The following is a 23,020-nucleotide window of genomic DNA, read 5'->3' as shown; positions in this document are numbered from 1 at the left end:
GTGGAAAAGGGGCTATCGTTAAATTTTAATAAACGTACAATTGAGCCAAAGCGATTAGCTCGTACATCAAGAAGTGGAATAGCCAAAGATAGAAGAGTAAAAGTCGTTTTTTTAGATATTACAGTAGCAAATAAATATAATATTTTAAGCCCCCTAATAATGGACAAATACGCTTAAGGAAACGATTTCATATAAAATTAAAATAATTGTCATCTTTTCGTCTTAAATTGAGGGTAAAGAATAAACATCCTTAAGTATATGAAGAAGTAAACATGAACATACTGCCTAGCATAAATCATTCCATTTTTTTTTCGAAAGGTGAAACTTTTTAAAATAACTTATCGTCTATACAAGGTATGGGAAAAAATACAAACTAGATGAAATAAAAAGTAGGTGACGTACATAATGTGTGGTTTTATTGGTTGTATACATGATCAAGCACAAAAAGTACAAGAAGCAGATAAGCAATTTGAGAATATGAATAACATTATTACTCATCGTGGACCAGATGATTCAGGATATTATCGTGCAGACCATATCCAATTTGGCTTCCGTCGATTAAGTATTATAGACATTGAAAGTGGTCATCAACCACTGACTTATGACAATGGTAAATACTGGATTATTTTTAATGGAGAAGTTTATAACTATGTTGAACTACGTGAGGAATTAATCAATAAAGGACTAACTTTTGAAACTAATTCGGATACTGAAGTGATTATTGCTTTGTACAGTTATTACAAGGAGAAGGCGGCAGAAAAGCTGAGAGGTATGTTTTCCTTCGTTATTTGGGATAAAGAAAAGCAAGAAGTTTTTGGAGCGAGAGATCCTTTTGGAATCAAACCATTCTATTATTTTGAAGATGGTGAAACCACTTATTTTGCCTCTGAAAAGAAAAGTATCCTGTTGGCATTAAAAAACGATGTCATTAATTATGATGCTTTGCAGTATTATATGACTTATCAATTTGTACCTGAACCGATGACAATGTCGGTGGGTATAAAGAAACTTGAGCCAGGTCATTATTTCAAGAAGAAAATCGGTGGATCTATGCATATCCAGCGTTATTGGAAAGCACATTTCCAACCTGTACAAAAAGAAGAATCTCAGTTTATTAAAGAGATTCAAGATGTTTTAACTGACTCAGTTAAAATGCATATGCGCAGTGATGTACCCGTAGGTTCGTTTTTATCCGGCGGGATTGATTCTTCTATTATTGCATCAATAGCAAAACAGTTTCACCCTAATATTAAAACGTTTTCAGTAGGTTTTGAAAGAGATGGTTTTAGTGAAGTGGATGTGGCTAAAGAAACAGCTGAAAAACTAGGTGTTGAAAATATAAGCTATATCATCTCTCCAGAAGAATATATGCAAGAAGTTCCAAAAATTATGTGGCACACGGATGATCCATTAGCGGACCCTGCTTGCGTTCCACTTTACTTTGTCGCAAGGGAAGCAAGAAAACATGTAACGGTGGTATTATCAGGCGAAGGTGCTGATGAATTGTTTGGTGGATATAATATATATCGTGAACCACAGGATTTGGAAATTTTTAGTAAAATGCCTTCGGCAGGAAGAACGTTATTGCGTACCCTTTCTCGAATCATGCCAGAGGGGATGAGGGGTAAGAGCTTTATTGAACGAGGAACGACGCCAATGGAAGAACGCTACATTGGCAATGCGAAAATGTTCTTAGAACATGAAAAAAGAGAATTATTGCAGGTTTATAATGAGAAGAATGATTTTAAAGATATTACCCGTCCATTATATGCTGAAAGTGCAGCCTATGATGCGGTTAATCAAATGCAGTATATTGATATTCATACTTGGATGCGCGGAGATATTCTTTTAAAAGCAGATAAAATGACGATGGCACATTCATTAGAATTGAGGGTACCATTCCTTGATAAAGAGGTCTTTAATGTGGCTTCAACCATCCCAACTCATTTAAAAACGTCTCATCAAACAACGAAATATATCCTTCGTAAGGCAGCGGAAGGTATTGTGCCAGAACATGTGTTGAATCGTAAAAAGTTAGGCTTCCCGGTCCCTATCCGTCATTGGTTAAAAGATGAGATGTATGATTGGGCGAAAACGTTAATTAAAGAAAGTCATACAGATTATTTAATTAATAAAGAGTATGTAGTAAACTTACTTGAAATGCATGCACAAGGAAAAGCAGATTATAGTAGGAAAATCTGGACGGTACTTATGTTTATTGTGTGGCATGATGTGTTTATTGAAAAGAAATATGATTTTGAAAAGCAATTTATTTCAGCAACAACAGCACACCTTTAAGTCAACAACTGTGAAAAAGAATGAAAACCCGAACTGAGTTCGGGTTTTCTTGTTGTTAAAGTAAAAAAATTCTAAATGTCTTAACTGTACTTTACTAATTTAAATAAGTAATTGCCTGCCTGCCCATTTGTTCCCAACCGGCCTGGAACTCTTTGATAGGTGCTTTCTTATTTTTTATATTAGAGAAGGGGTCATTAAAGTATATATATTGTTCATCGTATCCAGTCACTAAAACGGAATGTTCTTTATACGTAATGTCAATTACGCCGCTTGGTGTGTGCCATGTCTGAAAATAAGCATCAGGCAGTTCATTGTATTTCGTATTAATGATCACCCAGACAGGCTTCTCATTAGAGAGATGTGTTTTGATTGATGAAAAGTCATCACCAGTAAAATCATGAATCTTCTCTGGTAAATAGTTTTCTGCCAGCTCTTTAATAGGCGTATGGTAAACACCGAGACCTCGATTGTTAAAAGAGTACATATCGCCAATAAAACCGTCATTGGGGTGACCATAATAAATCTTGCCATCTTTTTTTTCAAAGGTTGCAGGGTTTTTCCTAATTTCTTTAGCTAAAGTCATTTTATCCACAGTTACGCCTGCGTGGTTGAGTAACATCGCAAGGCTTGTAACCTCACATCCGCGAGGGAGTTCTGGAAATTGTGATATGACCGGAATGTCTAATAATACTTGTTGTTTTATTTTTACGATAAATTCTTCATTGTTTGTTCCTTCCGCCCATTTGTTCTCTCGGAAAAGGGCAGCATCAGCGTGTTCCGTTGTTGCTTTCGGAGAAGGAAGAAGGAAGATTAAAATAAGAAGAAGGATAAGCAGTTGTTTAGCACCATTTTTTAGCAGTTTAATAAATAAATAAACTAACAAAATTAATGCCATTCCAATAATAAATTTCAACAATTACACCACCTAAAAAATGTCTTCCACTTATTATCGGCGATTGAGCAGAATTTATCAGAAGTTATTGCCTTTCTTTTTTTAGTGCTTTGTAATACTGCCCTTTCTCAGCATATTCTCGTATAATCCGTTCCATATCCTTTTTATCATCGTCATTTAATTCACGCACTACTTTTGCTGGACGACCAAATGCTAAAGTGTTTGGAGGGATGATTTTACCTTGAGGAACAAGACTACCTGCTCCGATAAATGAACCTTCACCAATTTCTGCTCCATCTAAGACGATAGAACCCATGCCAATTAATGCTTTTTTTCTTATTTTACAACTATGTAAGATAACTTGGTGTCCAATTGTTACTTCATCTTCCAGGATGAGTGGGTTATTAGGGCTTTGGTGAAGAACTGAATTGTCTTGTATATTCACTCTTTTTCCAATATAAGTGGGTGCAACATCACCGCGGATGACTGTATTGAACCAAACGCTTGATTCTTCGCCAATTTCTACATCACCCGTAATAGTTGTATAATCAGCAATAAATACATCATCAGCAATTTTGGGTTGTTTGTCATGAAAAGGATAAATCATTGTTATCATAGCTCCTTTTTACCTTAGTCAATTTAGAATGACTGTTTTCTAGCCATTCTGTTCTTTTTTAATATTATATCATGGAGAAATCATGAGAAATCGTGAAGATTTTCAAAAGGTAGGATATAATAAAGGGTAACAAACTTGAACGAAACAGAATTGTTTTTAGGAGGATCAGACGATGTGGAAATGGGAAGCTGAGGGTGAGGCAAAAGGTGTGATTGTGATGGTTCATGGGGCAATGGAACATCACGGCAGGTATGGTTGGTTAATAGAAATGTGGAGAGTATCAGGATTTCACGTTGTTATGGGTGACCTTCCGGGTCAAGGAATGACGACTAGATCACGAAGAGGGCATATTGATTCTTTTCAAGAGTATCTTATTGAAGTAAAGGATTGGATACAAGCTGCTTACACCTTTGATTTACCTGTTTTTCTTTTAGGTCATAGTATGGGTGGTTTAATAACAATACGCTTGTTACAAGAAGAAAGATTAAAGCTTGCGGGCGTCATTCTTTCATCTCCATGTTTAGGGCTTATGAAAAATCCACCAAAGCTACTCGAGCTTGCGTCGTATCCTTTAAATAAAATTGCTCCTACATTGAGAGTCAATTCGGGGTTAACTATTGATATGGCAACAAGGAATGCTGATGTAAGAGAAATGGATGTAAATGACACACTGTATATTACTAAAGTGTCTGTACGATGGTTTCGTGAACTACACCAAACAATCAATTTGGCATTTGAAGATATAAAAAAGGTGCAAGATGTTCCTTTACTGGTTATGCAAGGTGGGGATGACAAAATCGTTAATAAAGTTCCTGTTAAACAATGGTTCAATAAAGCTCCGTTTACTGAGAAACGTTTTAAAGAATGGCCAAAATGCTATCATGAAATCTTTAATGAGCCGGAGAGGGAAGATGTATTTGATTACGCAAAGGATTTTGTAATGAGTAGTTTGCGGTCTATCGGGTATATTGTATAGTAAAGAGTAAAGGGAGTCCATGTAATGAATGTTCCAACAATGCCGATCAGCTTAATGACAAATGCATATAAAAAAGTGATGCCTGCTGTGAATGAGGAGTTAAACAAATGGCGCAAATTGGCGGAATCAATCCCCAATGATGAATTAAAGTCACAAGCACTTTCTAGCATAAAAAATAAAACCTTTCATTGTGAGGGTGGGGCCATCATGTCACTTTTGGCCGTTGATGACTATCGTCAAGTCATAACGTTTATTGTTGCCTATCAAACCATTAGTGATTACTTAGATAATTTATGTGATAGAAGTACATCGATGGACCCTAAAGATTTTACGGCAATACATGAAGCGATGCGTCACTCATTGTTAATCGATGAGCAGTTACCTAAGGTGAATTATTATCGTTATCGGGATGACCAGGAGGATGGTGGCTATCTGTTAGCATTAGTGATGACTTGCCGTAAAGTTTTAGCTTCTATGGAAAATTATTCATTGATTAAAACTTATTTGACAGAGCTTTGTCGTTATTATTGTGATTTGCAAATACATAAACATGTGGCAATTGAGGAAAGAGTTTCTCGCCTGCAAAGTTGGCATAAAGAACATCAAGATATCATCCCACCTATGAGCTGGTATGAATTTTCTGCTTGTTCGGGTTCTACACTCGGTATTTTTTGCTTAGTTGCTTATGCAACGAGAAGGGACTATAAGGAAAGTTACGGGGAGATTATACGTAATGGGTATTTTCCATATTTACAAGGTCTGCACATTTTATTAGACTATTACATTGATCAAGAGGAAGATAAGGAAGCAGGAGATTTAAACTTTTGCTTTTATTATGAAGATGAAAAAGAATTATTTGAGCGCATACGTTATTTTGTAAAGTGTGCAGATGAGCATACGGACAAGCTTCCTCATAAACGATTTCACCTTTTAATTAATCGAGGATTATTAGGGTTATACTTATCGGATGAAAAAGTCGGGAGAGGACAACAAATGAAAAAACTAGCAAGAAAGATGATTAAATCTGGTGGATTCTCAAGCCTCTTTTTTTATATTAATGGTCGTGCCTATCGCGCATTAAAAAGTAGGCAGGGGGTTGTGCGTTCATGAATCGCACGGTTAATAGCTTAAAATCATGTCTAACGATAAAATTTGCAGAATAAAGTTCTCCAGCCCATAAAACTTGTCATCATCGTGGAACATTAGTAAGGGGCTTCTAGCTCAATAAATCGGAATCAATCCAGAAAACAAAAGAAAAGCAGGAACAGGATACTCTAACTCGGCAAACTCTGATTCGTAAGCAATGCATCGATTCAACCATTAAGAAAAGGCTACAAGTAGACTAGGATAACTCAGATTCGATTCAAACAAAAGTAAACGAGAATAAAAAAAACAAGAACAAATTTGTTCTTGTCTGTTCGGGAGTGTTTCTTTGTCTTAACTTACCTTTTCTCAATCGCAACAATAAAAGGTGGACGGTTAGCTTGGTTAATGAATTGATATTGCAAAATATGAGCAGTATTTTGATCAATGGTTTTCAAGTAACGCAAAATATAGTCACGCTCAACAGCACCTTCTGGATGGCCGTGATAAATCACCAAAATAATGATGCCTTCAGGTGCCATCATATCAATTAACTGTTCAATCGCGGAAATGGTTGTTCTCGGTCTTGTGACAATCGTTTTGTCTCCACCAGGTAAGTACCCGAGATTAAAAACAGCGCCAGTGATACGGCCGAAATGGATTGGTGGAATGCAAGCAGTCACATGCTCATGACCACGATTGAATAGAACAGTACGATTAGAAAGTTCATGTTCATCAAGTTTTATTTGGGTAGACTGTATGGCTTCATCTTGGATATCGAATCCATATACTCTGCCATGTTCGCCAACGAGCTGAGCTAAAAATAATGTGTCATGTCCATTTCCAAGTGTAGCATCAACCACGACGTCTCCTGGTGCAATTGCTTTCTGTAGTAGTTCTCTCGCAAATGGTAGAATACGTTCTAGCTTCAAGAGCTCACCTCCTCGGTAAATGGTTGATAATATTTACCTTGCCAGCTATCTCTTTGCTTCAGTTCATGATCAATGCCATTTAGCACATCCCATTTATTCACACTCCACATAGGACCAATCATAAGGTCGATGGGACCATCGCCAGTGATGCGATGAACAATCATCTCTTTAGGTAAAATCTCTAATTGGTCACAAACTAACTGAATGTATTCATCTCGGCTAAGGAATGAAACCATTCCCTTTTCATATTGCTTAACCATCGGTGTTCCTTTTAATAGATGTAATAAGTGTATTTTAATTCCTTGTACATCTAATTTTGCAACCTCTTGTGCTGTTTCCATCATCATTTCAGGTGACTCTTCAGGTAAACCATTAATGATATGAGAACAGACACGTATATCATGTTGACGAAGTTTCTTTACTCCTTCTTTATAGCAATCATAATCATGTGCACGATTAATTAATTGGGCTGTTTTTTCATGAACGGTTTGTAGGCCTAATTCAACCCATAAGTATGTTCTTTTATTAAGGTCAGCTAAATAATCTATGACATCATCTGGTAAACAATCAGGCCTTGTGGCAATAGATAAGCCAACAACCCCTTCTTGTTTTAAAACAAATTCATACTTTTCTTTTAGTACTTCAACAGGTGCATGGGTATTTGTGAATGCCTGAAAATAGGCGATGTATTTTCCGTTTTTCCATTTCTTATGCATACTATCCTTGATTTTAATAAATTGTACGTCTAATGGTTCTGCACGATTACCGGCAAAATCACCTGATCCTGCTGCGCTGCAAAATGTACAGCCACCATGAGCGACAGTACCATCCCGATTAGGACAATCGAAGCCTCCATCCAAAGCAACTTTAAAGACCTTGTGCCCGAAATGTTTTTTTAAATGAAAGTTCCATGTATGATAACGTTTTTGATCATTTGTATATGGAAATTGAGTCAGTAAATCCAAAGTCAGCCCTCCTAAAGTCACCACTGTGACAAATTCAATATTATCATGAAAGAAATCATCAACTCAATTACACATTGATAACATTTCAATTAGTAGAAATCGAACACTCGGTAAATACTATCATTGAGGCGTATTTGCTTCGTACATTTCATTAAAAAAGAGGGGGAAGGCTTTTATGGCAACCCGTGATTCCGTACAACAATTAATGCAACAATGTGAAGAAGTCATTGAATTTGCTAACATGCAGTTTAAAGATGGGCAAATGCAAGAACATTATAACGATCAAGACTATGCTAAAGCGCTTGCTCATATCGAACAAGCCTACAATGATTTGATGACGATGTCTCATAGTGCTACAGATGCGCAGAGGGAAGAACTTCATCGAATGAGATTACAGCTACAGCAGTTACAAAATCAAATGATCATTACTCCCCATTAAGAGGTGAATAACAATTGGTTAGAAAAAAGTCAAAACAAAACAATCCAGAGCAAAAAACAAGAAATGGTATCAATAACCAAGAGGTAGAATTCGGTAGTGCCAATGTGATCCCACGATCTAAAAAGAAATATGAGGAAACAGGTGGGCAACCCGTTAAATCTAAATTTCATCCAGAATAAATAATATGTATTTAGTAAATGATCTGTACACAAGCAATTCTCGTGGAGTTTGCTTGTGTATGGTTATGATAAATTTAAAAATATTTCTGTATATTTCATACATAAATTCATCCATTCCTTCCGTTTATGCTTAGATTCAAGAGTAATTATTCATTTATATGTATAGATTAGATAGATGTCTAAATCTGTCACAAAATTAGTATTGAATCCATCATAAAAAACGAATAGAATTTATTTTGGAATTCGAAATGGAATGAAATGAATAGAATTTGAAAGGGGTATGGATGATGCCTCGAGCTTTGTGGTTATTAGTAATTGGAATGGCTGTTAATGTAACAGGTTCCTCTTTTTTATGGCCTTTAAACACCATTTATATGCATGAAGAATTAGGAAAGTCTTTATCGATTGCCGGCATTGTTTTAATGATCAATTCAGCAGCAACAGTCATAGGCAATCTAGTTGGTGGTGTGCTGTTTGATAAATTAGGTGGCTATCGTTCGATCTTATTAGGCATAGTCATTTCGTTATCTTCACTCATTATTATGGTCTTTAAACATGGATGGCCGGAATACATTGTATTATTGACGATTTTAGGTTTTGGCTCAGGGATCGTGTTTCCTTCTATGTATGCATTGGCAGGAAGTGTATGGAAAGAGGGCGGCAGAAAAGCGTTTAATGCGATGTATGTAGCGACAAATCTAGGTGTAGCATTAGGTGCAGCAATGGCAGGGTATATAGCTTCATTTTCTTTCAATTATATCTTTATCGCTAATTGTCTAATGTATATCCTGTTTTTCTTGATAGCTATTACTAGCTATCGAAAAATGGAAGTAAAGTCTGTTAGTCAACCAAATGAAATAAAAACAGCACAAAAATTTCGCGGTAATCCTAAATTAAACGCTTTATTCGTTTTATTAATCGGTTATCTATTATGTTGTATTGGCTATGTGCAATGGCAATCGACTATCTCAGCATATACTCAACAAATTGGGATTTCTTTAAAACAATACAGTATGCTATGGACAATAAATGGCGCCATGATTGTACTTGCGCAACCATTAATTAGTCTTCTAGTTAAAAGAATAAAATCATTAAAAGTACAAATTATTATTGGTATTTTTATTTTTGCTATTTCTTTTGCTGTTGTAGGAAATGCAGTTGCCTTTTCCGGCTTTGTCACAGCAATGATTATTTTAACCATTGGGGAAATGCTCGTATGGCCAGCGGTACCTACAATTGCTAATGACTTAGCACCTAAAGGTAAAGAAGGGTTCTATCAAGGGATTGTTAACAGTGTCTCTACAGGAGGAAGAATGATTGGGCCATTACTTGGGGGCGTACTCGTGGATGTATACGGTGTGAAGATGCTTTTCGGTATATTAATGGCATTACTGCTCATCTCCGTATATACAACAGTTGTTTATGATAAGAAGCTTAAAAAGAAAAAAGTTTTGCCAGCTATACCTTCATAAAAAGCGAGCCCCATAGATAAAAAATCCAGGGGCTCTCTACTTAACCATTCAGATAATATCCTGGTAATGATGTGATTGAACTTCATCTAGAAAAATGACTTTATGAAAGAAACTTTTCAAGATCAACCAACGAGCGGGATAGGCCTCGATAAAACTTTCAATGACTTTTTCGGAGTAGAGTATCAGGCAATCTAACTTCGGTTTGGTTTGTTTTAAATCATAATATAAGGCATGTGGAATGGTGTAGTAATCATGTAATTGATAAGGATTTAATTTAATGGTTTTCATTTGGTTATTTTCAATGAACGTCTGGATGGATTGCTTCTGAACTTCAAGGCTTTCATCTAGCGTTTTATAATCATTCATAATCCACTTTTCATTAATAAAAGCGATACCTTTCATAATATGAAATCACCTTTCCTTATTTTTTACTATAGTTATGGGCAAAATAAGGAAGAGTAATACATGGATTAAAAAATTGACACGTTTTCATTTTTCTTGAATAGCTTATACTTATCTATAGTAACTTGTGAAAGCCTACTTGCATCAACCATTGAAATTGATTACAATGTCAATATGAATATTTTATAACTGCAATGATGAGGAATAGTAATGCTAGGAAGCCTGATATTAGAGAGCTAGCGGTTGGTGTAAGCTAGTCAGCTCCTTTCATGAACTCACCTACTGAGCAGCAAGTGTGAAAATGACAGTAATGCTTGCCGTACTCCGCGTTAAGGATGAATGAAGTGAACAGTTAACCGTAAACTGTTAATGTGGGTGGTACCGCGGGAGATATACATAATCCTCTCGTCCCTTTTTGAGGGATGAGGGGTTTTTTTATACTTAAAAACGTAGCATTTTTAGGAGGAAAGAAGATGAGCTTTAATCATCAGCAAATTGAAGGTAAGTGGCAACACTATTGGGAAGAACAAAAAACATTTAAAACGGGTGAAGAAAAAGGGAAGAGAAAGTTCTATGCGTTAGATATGTTTCCTTATCCGTCTGGTGTAGGTTTACACGTAGGACACCCTGAAGGATATACAGCAACAGATATTCTTGCCCGTATGAAAAGAATGCAAGGGTATAATGTTCTTCACCCAATGGGATGGGATGCATTTGGTTTACCTGCTGAACAATATGCCCTTGATACAGGGAATGACCCAGCTGAATTTACCGAGAAAAACATTAATACATTCCGCCGTCAAATTAAATCATTAGGATTTTCTTATGACTGGGATCGTGAAATTAACACAACAGATCCGGAATATTATAAATGGACGCAATGGATTTTCTTAAAGCTTTATGAAAAAGGTCTTGCTTATATCGATGAAGTAGCAGTGAACTGGTGTCCTGCACTTGGAACTGTGCTAGCTAATGAAGAGGTAATTGATGGGAAAAGTGAACGTGGAGGCCATCCTGTTGAAAGAAGACCGATGCGCCAATGGATGTTAAAAATAACAGCTTATGCTGACCGTTTACTAGAAGATCTTGATTTACTTGATTGGCCAGAAAGCTTGAAGGATATGCAGCGCAACTGGATTGGTCGTTCTGAAGGTGCTGAAGTGACTTTCCATATCGAAGGTGACAAAGGTACGTTTGAAGTGTTTACGACACGCCCAGACACATTATTTGGTGCGACATATGCTGTCCTTGCCCCAGAGCATAAACTAGTTGATGTAATTACAACAGAAGAGCAACGTAATGCAGTTGAGACTTATATTGAAAAAGTTAAAACAAAGAGTGATTTAGAAAGAACAGATTTAGCCAAAGAAAAAACAGGTGTATTCACAGGTGCTTATGCAATTAACCCTGCTAACGGTGAAAAAATGCCAATCTGGATTGCTGATTATGTGCTTGCTTCATATGGTACAGGTGCCATTATGGCTGTTCCAGCTCATGACGAGCGTGATTATGATTTCGCGAAAGAATTTAACTTGACTATTAAAGAAGTCGTAGCTGGTGGAGATATTTCTAAAGAAGCTTATGCGGGTGAAGGAGAACATATTAATTCTGATTTCTTAAATGGCTTAGGTAAAGAAGAAGCAATTACAAAAATGATCGCTTGGCTAGAAGAGAAAGAGATTGGGACGAAAAAAGTGACGTATCGCTTACGTGATTGGTTATTTAGTCGTCAAAGATATTGGGGTGAACCGATTCCTGTTATTCATTGGGAAGATGGTACAATGACGGGAGTTCCTTACGAAGAGTTACCGTTAATTTTACCAACAACAACGGAGATTAAGCCATCTGGTACAGGTGAATCACCGTTAGCTAATATTGAAGAGTGGGTTAATGTTATTGACCCTGAAACAGGTAAAAAAGGTCGCCGTGAAACCAACACGATGCCACAATGGGCAGGTAGCTGCTGGTACTATTTACGTTATATTGATCCGAAAAACAGTGAGGCATTAGCTGATGCCGAAAAATTAAAAGAGTGGTTACCGGTTGATATTTATATTGGTGGCGCTGAACATGCGGTTCTTCACTTATTATATGCTCGTTTCTGGCATAAAGTATTATACGATATAGGTGTAGTTGATACGAAAGAACCATTCCAAAAATTATTTAACCAAGGCATGATTCTTGGGGAAAATAATGAAAAAATGAGTAAGTCAAAAGGGAATGTTGTTAATCCTGATGCCGTTGTAGAAAGCCATGGAGCGGATACGCTTCGTTTATATGAAATGTTTATGGGACCACTTGATGCCTCAATTGCCTGGTCTACAAATGGATTAGATGGCTCTAGACGATTCTTAGACCGTATTTGGCGTTTAATTGCTGAAGAAGATCATACATTAAGCAACAAAGTGCAGGATGTAGAAGTGTCTCAACTGGAAAAAGTGTATCATCAGACAGTCAAAAAAGTAACAGAGGACTTTGAAGGTTTGCGCTTCAATACAGCAATTTCACAAATGATGGTTTTCGTCAATGAAGCCTACAAAGCTGATATTCTTCCAAAGGCTTATGCAGAAGGGTTCGTAAAAATGTTGGCTCCAATTGCTCCACATATTGCTGAAGAACTATGGGAGATACTTGGTCACACAGGAACCATTTCTTATGAAGCTTGGCCAGCATATGACGAAGCGAAAATGACAGATGATGAAGTGGAGATCGTTATCCAAATCAATGGTAAAGTGAAGGCTAAATTAATGGTACCCGTTGATGCACAAAAGGATGTGCTAGAACAAATTGCCATGGAAGATGATAAAATCAAAGAACAAATTGATGGCAAAACAGTAAGAAAAGTAATTGCTGTTCCTGGGAAGCTAGTGAATATTGTCGCTAATTAAGATTATTTAGGAAAAGAGGTAGCTTAATGAAAAGAGCTATCCTTTCCCTATGAGACTGTAATATTCGCATTTCGATCAACACTTCTTTAGAATAAAGATAATGATAATGGAAAGGGTGGTTGATGATGACTGAAATGAAAGAAATCACAACAGAAGAATTACTGAAAAAGATAGAAGCTGGAGAACAGCTTGAACTTGTAGATGTAAGGGAAGATGACGAAGTAGCTCAAGGAATTATTCCTGGTGCGAAGCATATTAGAATGGGCACAATTCCTGAAAACCTAGATAAGTTTGATAAAGACAAAGAGTATATTATGATTTGCCGTTCAGGGAATCGTAGTGGACAAGTTTGTCGTTTTATGCAAGAACAAGGCTATCAAGTGACCAATATGGTCGGGGGTATGCTTGAGTGGGAAGGCGAAACAAAATAATTGGTACTTATGAAGAAGACCTCTTTTTAGGAGGTCTTCTTTTTTTTGTTATCGTATAACCATTAGTATGTAAGAATCACGAGTTGTTTACATAACTTTCAGTTTGCTTTTACAATATGCCAAATTTGTCATGAAATGTGTTGATCAATTGAATATTATCTAACACGGTGGGTTTCTCAGAGTTGTGTGGGCATTTTTGTTTAGCTCTCACCAAATTTTTTGAGCTGAGCTTGTTTTCAGGCTTTAGTAATGATCATTAGATGATTGATTTTCTCAGCAACTTCTCTTGTATTTGTGATTGGTAAGAAATGATAGCCATTATTAATGTGGTGGACTTCTGTTTTAGGGTGCTCTTTTATAAAGGCTGTCAGTTTGGTCTTACTAATTTCATCGAGGTTTAAATCAGCTATTAATAATTGCAAGGGAATATCACATTTACTTAAATAATAGGATGAATCCGTATGGATTTGTTGTATGAGACGATTTACGGCCTTTTCATCACTATGATGCCTATACTCATCCCCTGTTAGGATAAAATTGTTCTTCAAATAAGAAAATAGCACTTCACTTGTTTCGTACGTTAACCTGCTCATTTGTTGGCAATGTTCTTTTATCGCAGGGATAAAATCATCCTTATGGATGATGGGATGCTGAATGTCTTCGCTGGGCCTTTCATTTATTGGATAGTAACCGCCATCTAATAAGGTAAGACTTAATACCTCCTTTGGATATGTACCGTAATATTTTTGAATAATCCATGCACCAATAGAGTTCCCGATAAAATGGGCTTCACTTATTTCCAGTTGATTTAATACTTGATGAATGCCTTATAGATAATTAGTAAGAGACATATCAACTTCACCGTTGTGTCCAGGCAAATCAAATGAAATGATACGATGGCCACTTAACACACTGCCAAGAGAGGAGAAAATTTCCTTTCTTTCACCAAGAGGTGGAAGAGCGATTATCGCTTCCTTGCTTACGCTTGTGCCACCATAAATTGCGTATTGCATATTTACACCACCTGTTAACAATTTACTCTATTATAGGTATAATATTATAAAAATTCAATTTATTTACTTCAGACGATCGTTCAAATGGATGCGAAAGGAGAAAGAATGAGTAAAAAAATCATTCCTTTTTTATCGGTAATTGTTCTATTATTTTTGTCCATGGGTGTATATCAATTTTATCTTTCTCAGAAAAAGCTGGAGTTTAATGAGATCGTACTGATATCGGAGGAAAATCTACAGTCCATCATTATAGCAACTAGTGAAACAACAGAAACTGTATCTTTAAATAAGGACGATTATGATAAGCAACTAAAAGAAATTCGCTCACTTTTGGCAGATATTGAATTAAAAAGATATCATCGCACAGCATCTAAAGAACTGTATAGAATTGGTTTTGTAACGAAAACAGCTGGAAAAAGTGTTAGCGTATATGATGAAGCAATCGCCATTCACTACAAAAACAAAAAACCTACTTTTTATAGAGTCCTAAATAAAGAACCACTCACACAAATCATCGATATCCTATTATCAGAAAATAAATAAAAGAGTTTTAAAAACCCTCCAATATACCACCACCCTTCATTTCTTTTGCTATGATGTGAATCTATTCTTAGAAAAGGGAGTGAGTTGATGGTTCTGAAGGTAAAAGAATTGTCCGTTAGTTATGGAGAGAAAACGGTAGTTGATAAGATTAGTTTCTCCCTTCAAAAAGGAGAGGTACTCGGAATACTAGGAGAAAATGGCGCAGGAAAGACATCGTTGATAGAAGCTGTGCTAGGAATTAGGCCTGCTGTTTATAAGGAAGTCGCTATATTAGGACAATCTCCAATTCATAATAGAAAGCAAGTTTTTGAGAAAGTGGGTGTGCAATTTCAGGAATCGCATTTTCCAGATAAAATGACCGTTTCTGAAGCATGTCAGCAATGGAGTGTGTTATACAAGGCAACCGCGCCATATCAATTTTTATTGACCAAATTTGGCCTACAAGATAAGGAGAAATCATTAGTTAAATCATTGTCAGGCGGTGAAAAGCAAAGATTAGCGGTGTTATTAGCATTGTTACCCAACCCAGAATTAGTCTTTCTAGACGAATTGACTACAGGTTTAGATACGAAAGCAAGAAAAAAATTGTGGCAAACGCTAAGAAATTATAAGCGTGAGGGATTATCTATTATCCTTACCTCTCACTATATGGATGAAGTTGAAGCACTTTGCGACCGCATTATGATTTTAAAGGGCGGACATATCATATGCGAAGGAACGATAGCAGAAGTGATCAATTATTCAGGACAAGCTTCGTTGGAAGCTGCCTATTTAACTTTAACAGATGAAGAGGGGGAAGGATGATGACATTCTATACTTTAACAAAAATAGAAGCGAAACTCGTTTGGAGAGGTTTAGATATACTGATCTTCGGTATCATTTTTCCAATCATTGTTGCCTTATTATTTGGTTATATTATGAATAATGAACTGTTTACCCAAGGAAATACTATGTTCCTCCATTCTTATCCGGCAGTTGTAACTATTAGTATATTAGCTACAGGTGTAATGGGACTGCCCCTTACCATTGCTGATTACCGTCATCGCCATATTTTAAAAAGGTTTCAGGTGACCCCAGCTTCGCCTTTAACTTTGCTTTGTGCGCAGGCATTGGTTCAGTTTATTGCCTCTATGTTGTCTTTCCTAGGGGTGACTGCGGTATATCTTTTTGTTTTCAATTATGAAATGGCTGGTTCCTTTGGTTTGTTTCTTTGTAGTTATTTATTTGTTTTAATGGCTATGTATAGCATTGGCATACTCATCGGGAGTATTGTTCCAGATCAAAAAGCAGCGAATTTATGGGGGTCGTTAGCCTATTTCGGCATGCTTCTTTTTTCAGGTGCTACTATACCTTTTGAGATTTTTCCACAAATTTTACAGAATGTCTTTGCATTCCTTCCTTTATCACAAGGTATTCAGTTGCTTAAGGAAGTAAGTTTAGGCGGAGTTCTAAGCGACATGATTTTTCCAATAGTGACAATGATGGCTTGTGTATTCATTAGTGGATTCCTTTCGATTAAATATTTTAGATGGAAGTAGTGAGATATCTTGGTTTATTCAACTAAAGAAATCGCTGATAGTATGGGCGTTCATCCTAATACTGTGAGAGTTTACGAGGAATGGGGATATCTTTCCCCTGCTCCTCGTGCTGATAATGGATACAGACAATATGATGACATACATCTTTTTCAATTAAAAATAGCGAGGTTCGCTTTTCGGTGTGAAATCATTCAAGGCAGTATTCGTAAAAATGCAAGAGAGATTGTGCTCCTTAGTGGTCAGAAGCAATTTCTGAAAGCGTACGAGCAGGCTGAAAAGCATTTACTGCATTTAACCAAGGAATATGAAAGAGCGGTTGAAGCAGCTGAGATTGCAGAGAGTTGGTTATATTCACCTAAGGAAATACAAAGTGAAGGATTGTCCAGACAACAAGTAGCTGAAAAAATTCAACTTCATCCAGAGCTAATAAGAAATTGGGAAAGAAACGGATTAATTACTATTCCTCGTAATGAAAAGGGGTATCGTGTTTTTACAGAAAAGGAAATTAATATGCTAAAGGTGATTCGAGTATTAAGGATGGCTCATTATTCTTATGCATCTATTTTACGCCTAGTCCAACAAGCAAAAATGGCTCATCCAATTCATGTCAGAAAGGTATTGAACATATCAGAAAATCAGGAGGATATTGTATATGTTACTGATCGCTTATTAATGTCTTTAAAAGAAGCAATCGCAGATACAAAAAAGATTCTTACCATGTTAAGAGAAAAAAATGACGGAGATTAATCAATTTTTTCTACGTCTACGATATTTATTCTCCCAGGATAAGACTCTAAAATGCTTGTATACCAAATGCGAACTTGATCCCCTGAATCGAATGAGTGGTAATCAAGCAAAAATGTCGGTCCATTCGGTATATAGTCAGGTTGATAGGTCGTGTTAGATGATGCCTCTTCATTTATCTGGACAGTGGGCCGTTTTTCTTCGTCGATAAAGTAAATCATGCCTTTTTCTTTTATCAAAATGGCGTCGATAAAACCAGCACCATTGTATTTAGTAATTGAATTACTGATATCTCCAATTACCCACAAGCCATAAAGACAAATGGTAGTTAAAAGTATTCGTTTAACGAAGCTCATTTCATCACCTCCTACCTATGTATATATTATGAATTTTCTGTTAATAATAAATAAAAATACTTATTCCCATGAAGGGAGTTTTCATCAAATGATCAAGGTAAAGTTATTCGACCAAGAGCATGAAAAAGATTTAGAGGTTGCGATGAACCGTTTTTTAGAAAAGGTGGAAGAACAAAAGCTTGTTGATATTAAGTATAATATTGCTGCGATGCAAGAAGAGGATGAAGAGCAAATTTACTGTTTTTCGGCGATGGTCATTTATAGAGCGTAACTACTTTTACTTATCAAGTAGTTACGCTTTTACATAGAGCCGCATTACTGCCAGCTAAACGTCCAGTTACAAGGGCTGAGGTAATATTGTAGCCACCGGTATAGCCATGAATATCAAGAATTTCTCCGCAGAAATATAAACCAGCCATTTTTTTTGACGCCATTGTTTGTGGTTCAATTTCTTTAACAGAAACGCCGCCACCAGTTACAAAGGCCTTTTCTAATGGTAATGTCCCATCGATTTCAACACGGAAATCATGTAGACGGCTAACGAATAAACGTAGCAGTTCATTCGTGATACTCACTGCTTGTGCCGTCGGATCAATACCCACTTCTTCTAAATGGAAGAGAAGATATCTCTCTGGAACGATCCCTTTTAGCAAGTTTTTGATACTCTTTTTTGGCTCTGATTTTTTTAGTGATATGATCTCTTGGAAGGTTTTCTCGCCATTTTGCCCAGGTAAGGCATTGATGCGTACGTTTACCTTTTTTAGCTTCCATTTTTTCATGGCTTTGACAACGAATTGACTACATCTTAAAATCGCAGGACCACTCAGTCCGAAATGGGTGAATATCATATCCATTTGATGTGTAATCAACGGCTTGTCTTTAGGGTTCAATACACTTACTTCTACATCGCGTAAAGAGAGTCCTTGTAGCGCTTTGTTCTTAATAAATAATTCACTTGACGTTAACGGGACTTCTGTAGGGAATAAGTCTGTAATCGTATGTCCAGCTTTATCTGCCCAACCATAGCCATCTCCTGTAGATCCTGTATGAGGAACAGATTTGCCTCCCACTGCTAGGACAACTGCTTTTGCATGAAACTGTTCACCGGAATGTAATTGGACTGTATGGCTTTTCTCCGGTTGGAATTGAATATCAGCAACAGGACTATTTGTTTTTATCGTTACTTTCAATTCGTCTAGTCGCATAAGTAGTGCATCGACAACGGATTGTGCTTTATTACTTACTGGGAACATTCTACCGTGGTCTTCTTCTTTCAAAGCAATGCCTAGGTCCTCGAAAAAACGGATGATATCTTCATTACTAAAAATAGAAAAGGCGCTATGTAGAAAGCGACCGTTACCAGGAATATGTTTAATGATTTCATCGATTGGGAGTCGATTAGTCACGTTACAACGACCACCACCTGAAATCGCCAGTTTTCTACCTAATTTATTGCCTTTATCAATAAGTAATACTTTTGCTTTATTCTCTGCAGCACCAATGGCAGCCATTAGTCCAGATGGTCCACCGCCAATGACAATGACATCATATTGTGTTTGTTTCATTTTCTTCACCAACTTTTTCCCTTTCAATGAAAATAGCATACCTTTGCTATTATAAAGCAAAAGATAAAACATCTAAACATCTTCTTAAAAAATCATCAAGAATGAAAAGGGTCTTCTGAGATAAAAATATGTCTATTATTGTCGTAACATATGGTAGAATGAGAAGTTGTATAGTTTAATTTTGCGAATGATAGAAAACACCACGCTTTTGGTAGCGCTTGGACAATAGAGGAAGGGATTATATGTCGTCTAAGCTTTTACGAGGAACATTTATTTTAACTCTTGGTACATTCATATCTAAGTTTCTTGGATTATTTTATGTGATTCCATTTTATCAAATCGTTGGAAACGAAGGAACAATCCTTTATAACTATTCTTATGTACCATACACAATCTTTATCAGTGTGGCGACTGCGGGTGTACCGCTTGCCGTCTCAAAGTTTATTTCAAAGTATAACGCATTAGAGGAGTATGCAGTTGGTAGGAAGCTATTCAAATCCGGTTTAATTATTATGCTTTGTAGCGGAATTGTCTGTTTCTTAATCATGTATATGGGAGCGCCTACTCTAGCAAAGATTTTTGTGGACCCAGAAGATGTAGCAATGCTACAAGATATTGTCTCCGTTATTCGAGCGGTCAGCTTTGCCTTAATCATTATTCCGTTTATGAGCTTAATTCGCGGATTCTTCCAAGGTCATCAATCCATGGGACCTTCAGCCGTATCTCAGGTCGTTGAACAAATTGTACGAATTGCCTTTCTACTTGCTGGGGCATTTGTCGTCCTTTATGTAATGGATGGCGATTTAGTTACAGCAGTCAGTGTAGCTACTTTTGCAGCCTTCATAGGTGGTATCGGTAGTTTAGCTGTTTTGTTTATTTATTGGTACAAAAGAAAGCCTTATTTAGATCAATTATTAGCTAAAGATAAAGGTACAATGGATATCTCTCTTACAGATATGTATAAAGAAATCATTCTTTATTCGATCCCGTTTGTCCTTGTCGCATTGGTTAATCCGTTATTCCAAATGATTGATTTATCAACATTTAATAAAGCGATGCAATCGATAGGATACTCTGGTAAAGAAGCAGGAGAAGCCCTTTCCGTATTGAACTATCAAACGCATAAATTAGTGATGATTCCTGTTACGTTAGCAACAGCATTTTCATTAACACTTGTGCCAACGATTACGAATTCCTTTATGAAAAATGATCGCTTGACGATGAATCGTCAGTTGAATCAAACGTTTCAAGTGATCTTGTTTTTAATTTTACCGGCAGTTGTTGGTCTTGCACTACTGGCAGAACCAGTATACACATTGTTCTATGAGCATAGTGAGTTAGGTACCGCTGTACTTCGAGCTTATGCCCCAGTGGCGATGTTATTTGCCCTTTATGCAGTGACAGCTGCTATTCTACAAGGGATCAATGAGCAGCGCTTTACCATTCTTAGTTTATTAGTAGGAATTTTAGTTAAGCTTGCATTAAATATACCCCTGATTAAGTGGTTAGAAACAGAGGGAGCAGTTCTAGCAACAGCACTTGGTTATGCTGTGGCGATCTTGATTAACTTAATTGTCATTAAAATATTCTCAGGCTATCAATTTAGATTAGTATTCAGACGCAGTTTATTAATTGTCATTCTTACGTTGGTTATGACGGTTATTACTTGGCTATTGTATCAAATGCTAATGATTTTCTTAGATCCAACATCCGGATGGCATGCAATAATGATTGTTTTTATTTGTGGAGGAGTAGGTGCAAGTGTATACTTCTATCTTGCAAATAGGATTCGTCTATTGCCCTTATTATTCGGAGACAGAATCGAGCGGATTTTAATTAAATTGAAGTTGAAGAAATAGTAATTTTTTTAGGCACCCGGCGTATGTATACTGGGTGCCATTGTGTTTGTTGATGTAGCCTTTTGACAAAAAGATAAGCGAATAGGGGTATAATTGTCGCAGACTTTGAGTAGGTCCAATCAATATATCCTTAGCTTTTTACGGCTTCAGTTAACAGATAGTAACTTCACTTGTAATGATTTTACCGCTTTGGTGGTTCATATGTTCAACCCCGCTTTCACAATTCTCTGGATTCTCCCATTTGATTATATATTTATTCCCTTTCTGTTCAATTGAAACGATAGTTACACTCCCAATTGTTCTTGTGTTTTTTTCAATAACGATGGACTTGGCTTGTTGTTCGGAAATTTTAGGTTCTGGTGCTGCTGAACAGCTACTTAAGAAGAGTAGTAATAGAAATAGCAGTAGACGAAATAGCAGTAGACGAGATGTTTTTTTCATCAAGTTCATTCCCCTTTTTATGAGTAGACGGAATGATGAGATGGAAGTTTCATAGGAGTTGGGAAATACTGAAAATCTTTACTAAAAGGAAATGGCACCCGTAAGTACGGCAATAATCGTCATCACAATCGTGGTCCCAAACGCCCACTTAAATAGGAACTTCTGATGCTCACCAAAGTCTACACCAGATAGCCCGATGAGAATAAAGGTCGCAGGAACTAAAGGAGACAGAGGGAAGCCTGTTGTTGAATGACCGAGTAATGCTGCTCTACCTATTTCCACTGGGTCGATGCCAAAGTTGGCTGCTGTTTCACTTATAATTGGTAAAATGCCAAAGTAATAAGCATCAGGTGGGAAAACAAATACTAACGGTAAACTCGTTATCGCAACGAGGACAGGGAGGTAAGGGCCAAGGCCTTCAGGTATGACAGAAACAATGGAAACAGCCATCGCGTCCATCATTTGCGTTCCATTTAGGACACCTAAGAATATCCCTGCAGCAAAGATTAATGTACTGATTAATACAAAGTTATTTGCATGACTTAAAATTTGCTCTTGTTGCGCTTTTGGATCCCGGAAGTTGACAAAAAGTGCGATAGAAAAAGCAATGGCAAATAAAATTTGTAATGGCAATACGTCCATAATAAGCATGATCATTAATGCGATTGTCAAAAGTAAATTAAACCAGAATAATGTGGGGGACGTTTTTTTCTGTTCTATTGTACTCGATTGTTCTGTGAAACTCTCAGTGTATATTTGAATGACACCGATTCTTTCTCTTTCCTTTTTACCTAGAATATAAGCAGAGAAAAATGTCCAGACTAGTCCGCCGATCATCGCTGGGATGAGAGGGATAAATAAATCACTCATTTCCACATTTAAACTAGCAGCGGCTCTAACTAAAGGACCTCCCCAAGGTATCATATTCATTACCCCTGCAGCTAAGGCAACAACACATGACAAAATAAGGCGGTTCATGCCTAACTTCTTATAAAGAGGTAGCATCGCTGATATGGTAATCATGAAAGTTGATGAGCCATCCCCGTCTAAACCAACAATCATTGTAATAAGAGCTGTAGCTATCACTATTTTTAATGGATCCCCTTTGACATACTTTAAAATACGTGAAATCATTGGGTCAAATAGCCCTACATCAATCATTAATCCAAAATATAGGATCGCAAAAACAATCATTATCGCTGTAGGGGTTACTTGGATAATCCCATCCATCATCAGTTGGCCCATTTCGTTGCTGAATCCTCCGATAATGGCAAAAGCAACTGCAACAAAGACAAAAGCAACAACAGGTGAAAGTTTTTTAGTCAGAACTAGAAGAAGAAAAGATATCATCATGCAGAAGCCTAATAGAGATAGCACGTTTACATTCA

25 protein-coding genes and 1 other annotated feature are annotated in these 23,020 nt (G+C 36.8%); of the genes, 14 read left to right on the top strand and 11 right to left on the bottom strand.

The features are described 5' to 3' along the window. Positions 1-405 precede the first annotated feature (405 nt). Complete coding sequence (asnB, locus tag MKX78_RS18375) at positions 406-2,298, top strand: asparagine synthase (glutamine-hydrolyzing) (protein ID WP_341051835.1); 1,893 nt, start codon at positions 406-408, stop codon at positions 2,296-2,298. Positions 2,299-2,392: 94 nt separating this feature from the next. Here asnB and MKX78_RS18370 read toward each other — a convergent pair whose 3' ends face one another. Further along, the gene (locus MKX78_RS18370; RefSeq protein WP_233435206.1) at positions 2,393-3,211 is read right to left on the bottom strand and encodes a C39 family peptidase; all 819 of its coding nucleotides are present in this window, start codon (positions 3,209-3,211) and stop codon (positions 2,393-2,395) included. Between the two features lie 64 nt (positions 3,212-3,275). Continuing rightward, complete coding sequence (locus MKX78_RS18365; RefSeq protein ID WP_307316660.1) at positions 3,276-3,797, bottom strand: gamma carbonic anhydrase; 522 nt, start codon at positions 3,795-3,797, stop codon at positions 3,276-3,278. A 181-nt stretch (positions 3,798-3,978) separates the two neighbouring features. Between MKX78_RS18365 and MKX78_RS18360 the strand changes: the two genes are divergently transcribed. Together MKX78_RS18360 and MKX78_RS18355 are read left to right on the top strand one after the other, a co-directional pair. Next, the gene (locus MKX78_RS18360; protein WP_095372168.1) at positions 3,979-4,782 is read left to right on the top strand and encodes an alpha/beta hydrolase; all 804 of its coding nucleotides are present in this window, start codon (positions 3,979-3,981) and stop codon (positions 4,780-4,782) included. A 24-nt stretch (positions 4,783-4,806) separates the two neighbouring features. Next, on the top strand, positions 4,807-5,892 hold the full coding sequence (locus MKX78_RS18355) for a tetraprenyl-beta-curcumene synthase family protein (RefSeq protein ID WP_341051831.1): 1,086 nt from the start codon (positions 4,807-4,809) through the stop codon (positions 5,890-5,892). 332 nt (positions 5,893-6,224) lie between these two features. Here MKX78_RS18355 and MKX78_RS18350 read toward each other — a convergent pair whose 3' ends face one another. After that, entirely contained in the window at positions 6,225-6,797 is a 573-nt protein-coding gene (locus tag MKX78_RS18350; RefSeq protein ID WP_095372170.1) for a class I SAM-dependent methyltransferase, read from the bottom strand. Then, entirely contained in the window at positions 6,794-7,762 is a 969-nt protein-coding gene (locus MKX78_RS18345) for a TIGR01212 family radical SAM protein (RefSeq protein WP_095372171.1), read from the bottom strand. Before MKX78_RS18345 ends, MKX78_RS18350 begins: the two co-directional genes overlap by 4 nt. Positions 7,763-7,937: 175 nt before the next feature. Between MKX78_RS18345 and MKX78_RS18340 the strand changes: the two genes are divergently transcribed. The 3 genes from MKX78_RS18340 (at position 7,938) to MKX78_RS18330 (ending at position 9,852) form a co-directional block, all read left to right on the top strand. After that, positions 7,938-8,201 carry a YtzC family protein gene (locus tag MKX78_RS18340; RefSeq protein WP_095372172.1) on the top strand — a complete coding sequence of 88 codons (264 nt, stop codon included), beginning with the start codon at positions 7,938-7,940 and terminating at the stop codon, positions 8,199-8,201. Positions 8,202-8,215: 14 nt separating this feature from the next. Then, complete coding sequence (locus MKX78_RS18335; protein WP_095372173.1) at positions 8,216-8,380, top strand: glycogen biosynthesis protein GlgD; 165 nt, start codon at positions 8,216-8,218, stop codon at positions 8,378-8,380. A gap of 287 nt (positions 8,381-8,667) precedes the next feature. Continuing rightward, the gene (locus MKX78_RS18330) at positions 8,668-9,852 is read left to right on the top strand and encodes an MDR family MFS transporter (RefSeq protein WP_095372174.1); all 1,185 of its coding nucleotides are present in this window, start codon (positions 8,668-8,670) and stop codon (positions 9,850-9,852) included. Between the two features lie 48 nt (positions 9,853-9,900). On the opposite strand, the gene MKX78_RS18325 is transcribed toward MKX78_RS18330, so the two are convergent. After that, a complete protein-coding gene (locus tag MKX78_RS18325; RefSeq protein ID WP_191809793.1) occupies positions 9,901-10,254 on the bottom strand; it encodes a hypothetical protein in 354 nt (117 codons plus the stop codon). Between the two features lie 185 nt (positions 10,255-10,439). Then, positions 10,440-10,670, top strand: a binding site (T-box leader). A gap of 57 nt (positions 10,671-10,727) precedes the next feature. Here MKX78_RS18325 and leuS point away from each other — a divergent pair. Continuing rightward, a complete protein-coding gene (leuS, locus tag MKX78_RS18320) occupies positions 10,728-13,142 on the top strand; it encodes a leucine--tRNA ligase (protein WP_095372176.1) in 2,415 nt (804 codons plus the stop codon). A 125-nt stretch (positions 13,143-13,267) separates the two neighbouring features. After that, the gene (locus MKX78_RS18315; protein WP_095372177.1) at positions 13,268-13,573 is read left to right on the top strand and encodes a rhodanese-like domain-containing protein; all 306 of its coding nucleotides are present in this window, start codon (positions 13,268-13,270) and stop codon (positions 13,571-13,573) included. Positions 13,574-13,809: 236 nt separating this feature from the next. On the opposite strand, the gene MKX78_RS18310 is transcribed toward MKX78_RS18315, so the two are convergent. Together MKX78_RS18310 and MKX78_RS18305 are read right to left on the bottom strand one after the other, a co-directional pair. Continuing rightward, positions 13,810-14,166: a hypothetical protein gene (locus tag MKX78_RS18310; RefSeq protein WP_095372178.1), complete on the bottom strand. Its 357-nt coding sequence runs from the start codon at positions 14,164-14,166 to the stop codon at positions 13,810-13,812. A 234-nt stretch (positions 14,167-14,400) separates the two neighbouring features. Then, on the bottom strand, positions 14,401-14,586 hold the full coding sequence (locus tag MKX78_RS18305; protein ID WP_095372179.1) for a hypothetical protein: 186 nt from the start codon (positions 14,584-14,586) through the stop codon (positions 14,401-14,403). 105 nt (positions 14,587-14,691) lie between these two features. Between MKX78_RS18305 and MKX78_RS18300 the strand changes: the two genes are divergently transcribed. The 4 genes from MKX78_RS18300 (at position 14,692) to MKX78_RS18285 (ending at position 17,414) form a co-directional block, all read left to right on the top strand. After that, positions 14,692-15,129, top strand: coding sequence for a hypothetical protein (locus MKX78_RS18300; RefSeq protein ID WP_341051827.1), 438 nt, complete (start codon positions 14,692-14,694; stop codon positions 15,127-15,129). Positions 15,130-15,216: 87 nt separating this feature from the next. Beyond that, positions 15,217-15,933 (top strand): ABC transporter ATP-binding protein, encoded by a 717-nt coding sequence (locus MKX78_RS18295; protein ID WP_307316675.1) that lies wholly within the window; start codon positions 15,217-15,219, stop codon positions 15,931-15,933. Beyond that, positions 15,933-16,667 (top strand): ABC transporter permease, encoded by a 735-nt coding sequence (locus MKX78_RS18290; RefSeq protein WP_233435207.1) that lies wholly within the window; start codon positions 15,933-15,935, stop codon positions 16,665-16,667. The genes MKX78_RS18295 and MKX78_RS18290 overlap by 1 nt, the downstream gene beginning before the upstream one ends. Positions 16,668-16,676: 9 nt before the next feature. Beyond that, positions 16,677-17,414, top strand: coding sequence for a MerR family transcriptional regulator (locus MKX78_RS18285; RefSeq protein ID WP_340975993.1), 738 nt, complete (start codon positions 16,677-16,679; stop codon positions 17,412-17,414). On the opposite strand, the gene MKX78_RS18280 is transcribed toward MKX78_RS18285, so the two are convergent. Continuing rightward, positions 17,411-17,767 carry a DUF3221 domain-containing protein gene (locus MKX78_RS18280; protein WP_095372183.1) on the bottom strand — a complete coding sequence of 119 codons (357 nt, stop codon included), beginning with the start codon at positions 17,765-17,767 and terminating at the stop codon, positions 17,411-17,413. The genes MKX78_RS18285 and MKX78_RS18280 overlap by 4 nt on opposite strands. An 88-nt stretch (positions 17,768-17,855) precedes the next feature. Here MKX78_RS18280 and MKX78_RS18275 point away from each other — a divergent pair, with 88 nt between their 5' ends. Then, on the top strand, positions 17,856-18,038 hold the full coding sequence (locus tag MKX78_RS18275; protein WP_095372184.1) for a sporulation protein Cse60: 183 nt from the start codon (positions 17,856-17,858) through the stop codon (positions 18,036-18,038). Positions 18,039-18,051: 13 nt separating this feature from the next. Here the strand turns inward: MKX78_RS18275 and MKX78_RS18270 are convergent, their stop codons facing one another. Further along, a complete protein-coding gene (locus tag MKX78_RS18270; RefSeq protein WP_341052789.1) occupies positions 18,052-19,332 on the bottom strand; it encodes a BaiN/RdsA family NAD(P)/FAD-dependent oxidoreductase in 1,281 nt (426 codons plus the stop codon). Between the two features lie 242 nt (positions 19,333-19,574). Between MKX78_RS18270 and MKX78_RS18265 the strand changes: the two genes are divergently transcribed. Then, positions 19,575-21,191, top strand: a complete 1,617-nt coding sequence (locus tag MKX78_RS18265) for a putative polysaccharide biosynthesis protein (RefSeq protein ID WP_095372185.1) — start codon at positions 19,575-19,577, stop codon at positions 21,189-21,191. A 150-nt stretch (positions 21,192-21,341) separates the two neighbouring features. On the opposite strand, the gene MKX78_RS18260 is transcribed toward MKX78_RS18265, so the two are convergent. Together MKX78_RS18260 and MKX78_RS18255 are read right to left on the bottom strand one after the other, a co-directional pair. Beyond that, complete coding sequence (locus tag MKX78_RS18260) at positions 21,342-21,632, bottom strand: hypothetical protein (RefSeq protein WP_341051823.1); 291 nt, start codon at positions 21,630-21,632, stop codon at positions 21,342-21,344. An 81-nt stretch (positions 21,633-21,713) separates the two neighbouring features. Next, positions 21,714-23,009 (bottom strand): CitMHS family transporter, encoded by a 1,296-nt coding sequence (locus MKX78_RS18255; protein ID WP_095372187.1) that lies wholly within the window; start codon positions 23,007-23,009, stop codon positions 21,714-21,716. Between the last annotated feature and the right edge of the window lie 11 nt (positions 23,010-23,020).

Source organism: Cytobacillus sp. FSL R5-0569 (genome assembly GCF_038007265.1).
Taxonomy (GTDB): Bacteria; Bacillota; Bacilli; order Bacillales; family Cytobacillaceae; genus Cytobacillus; species Cytobacillus kochii.
This window is presented reverse-complemented; position numbering and strand designations above follow the sequence as displayed.

Bases quoted from the DNA above. Each gene is read 5' to 3' on its own strand.
- asnB (WP_341051835.1), top strand. From the start codon at position 406: ATGTGTGGTTTTATTGGTTGTATACATGATCAAGCACAAAAAGTACAA.
- MKX78_RS18365 (WP_307316660.1), bottom strand. From the start codon at position 3,797: ATGATTTATCCTTTTCATGACAAACAACCCAAAATTGCTGATGATGTA.
- MKX78_RS18360 (WP_095372168.1), top strand. From the start codon at position 3,979: ATGTGGAAATGGGAAGCTGAGGGTGAGGCAAAAGGTGTGATTGTGATG.
- MKX78_RS18355 (WP_341051831.1), top strand. From the start codon at position 4,807: ATGAATGTTCCAACAATGCCGATCAGCTTAATGACAAATGCATATAAA.
- MKX78_RS18340 (WP_095372172.1), top strand. From the start codon at position 7,938: ATGGCAACCCGTGATTCCGTACAACAATTAATGCAACAATGTGAAGAA.
- MKX78_RS18330 (WP_095372174.1), top strand. From the start codon at position 8,668: ATGCCTCGAGCTTTGTGGTTATTAGTAATTGGAATGGCTGTTAATGTA.
- MKX78_RS18325 (WP_191809793.1), bottom strand. From the start codon at position 10,254: ATGAAAGGTATCGCTTTTATTAATGAAAAGTGGATTATGAATGATTAT.
- leuS (WP_095372176.1), top strand. From the start codon at position 10,728: ATGAGCTTTAATCATCAGCAAATTGAAGGTAAGTGGCAACACTATTGG.
- MKX78_RS18315 (WP_095372177.1), top strand. From the start codon at position 13,268: ATGACTGAAATGAAAGAAATCACAACAGAAGAATTACTGAAAAAGATA.
- MKX78_RS18310 (WP_095372178.1), bottom strand. From the start codon at position 14,166: ATGAGCAGGTTAACGTACGAAACAAGTGAAGTGCTATTTTCTTATTTG.
- MKX78_RS18305 (WP_095372179.1), bottom strand. From the start codon at position 14,586: ATGCAATACGCAATTTATGGTGGCACAAGCGTAAGCAAGGAAGCGATA.
- MKX78_RS18300 (WP_341051827.1), top strand. From the start codon at position 14,692: ATGAGTAAAAAAATCATTCCTTTTTTATCGGTAATTGTTCTATTATTT.
- MKX78_RS18295 (WP_307316675.1), top strand. From the start codon at position 15,217: ATGGTTCTGAAGGTAAAAGAATTGTCCGTTAGTTATGGAGAGAAAACG.
- MKX78_RS18290 (WP_233435207.1), top strand. From the start codon at position 15,933: ATGACATTCTATACTTTAACAAAAATAGAAGCGAAACTCGTTTGGAGA.
- MKX78_RS18280 (WP_095372183.1), bottom strand. From the start codon at position 17,767: ATGAGCTTCGTTAAACGAATACTTTTAACTACCATTTGTCTTTATGGC.
- MKX78_RS18275 (WP_095372184.1), top strand. From the start codon at position 17,856: ATGATCAAGGTAAAGTTATTCGACCAAGAGCATGAAAAAGATTTAGAG.
- MKX78_RS18270 (WP_341052789.1), bottom strand. From the start codon at position 19,332: ATGAAACAAACACAATATGATGTCATTGTCATTGGCGGTGGACCATCT.
- MKX78_RS18265 (WP_095372185.1), top strand. From the start codon at position 19,575: ATGTCGTCTAAGCTTTTACGAGGAACATTTATTTTAACTCTTGGTACA.
- MKX78_RS18260 (WP_341051823.1), bottom strand. From the start codon at position 21,632: ATGAAAAAAACATCTCGTCTACTGCTATTTCGTCTACTGCTATTTCTA.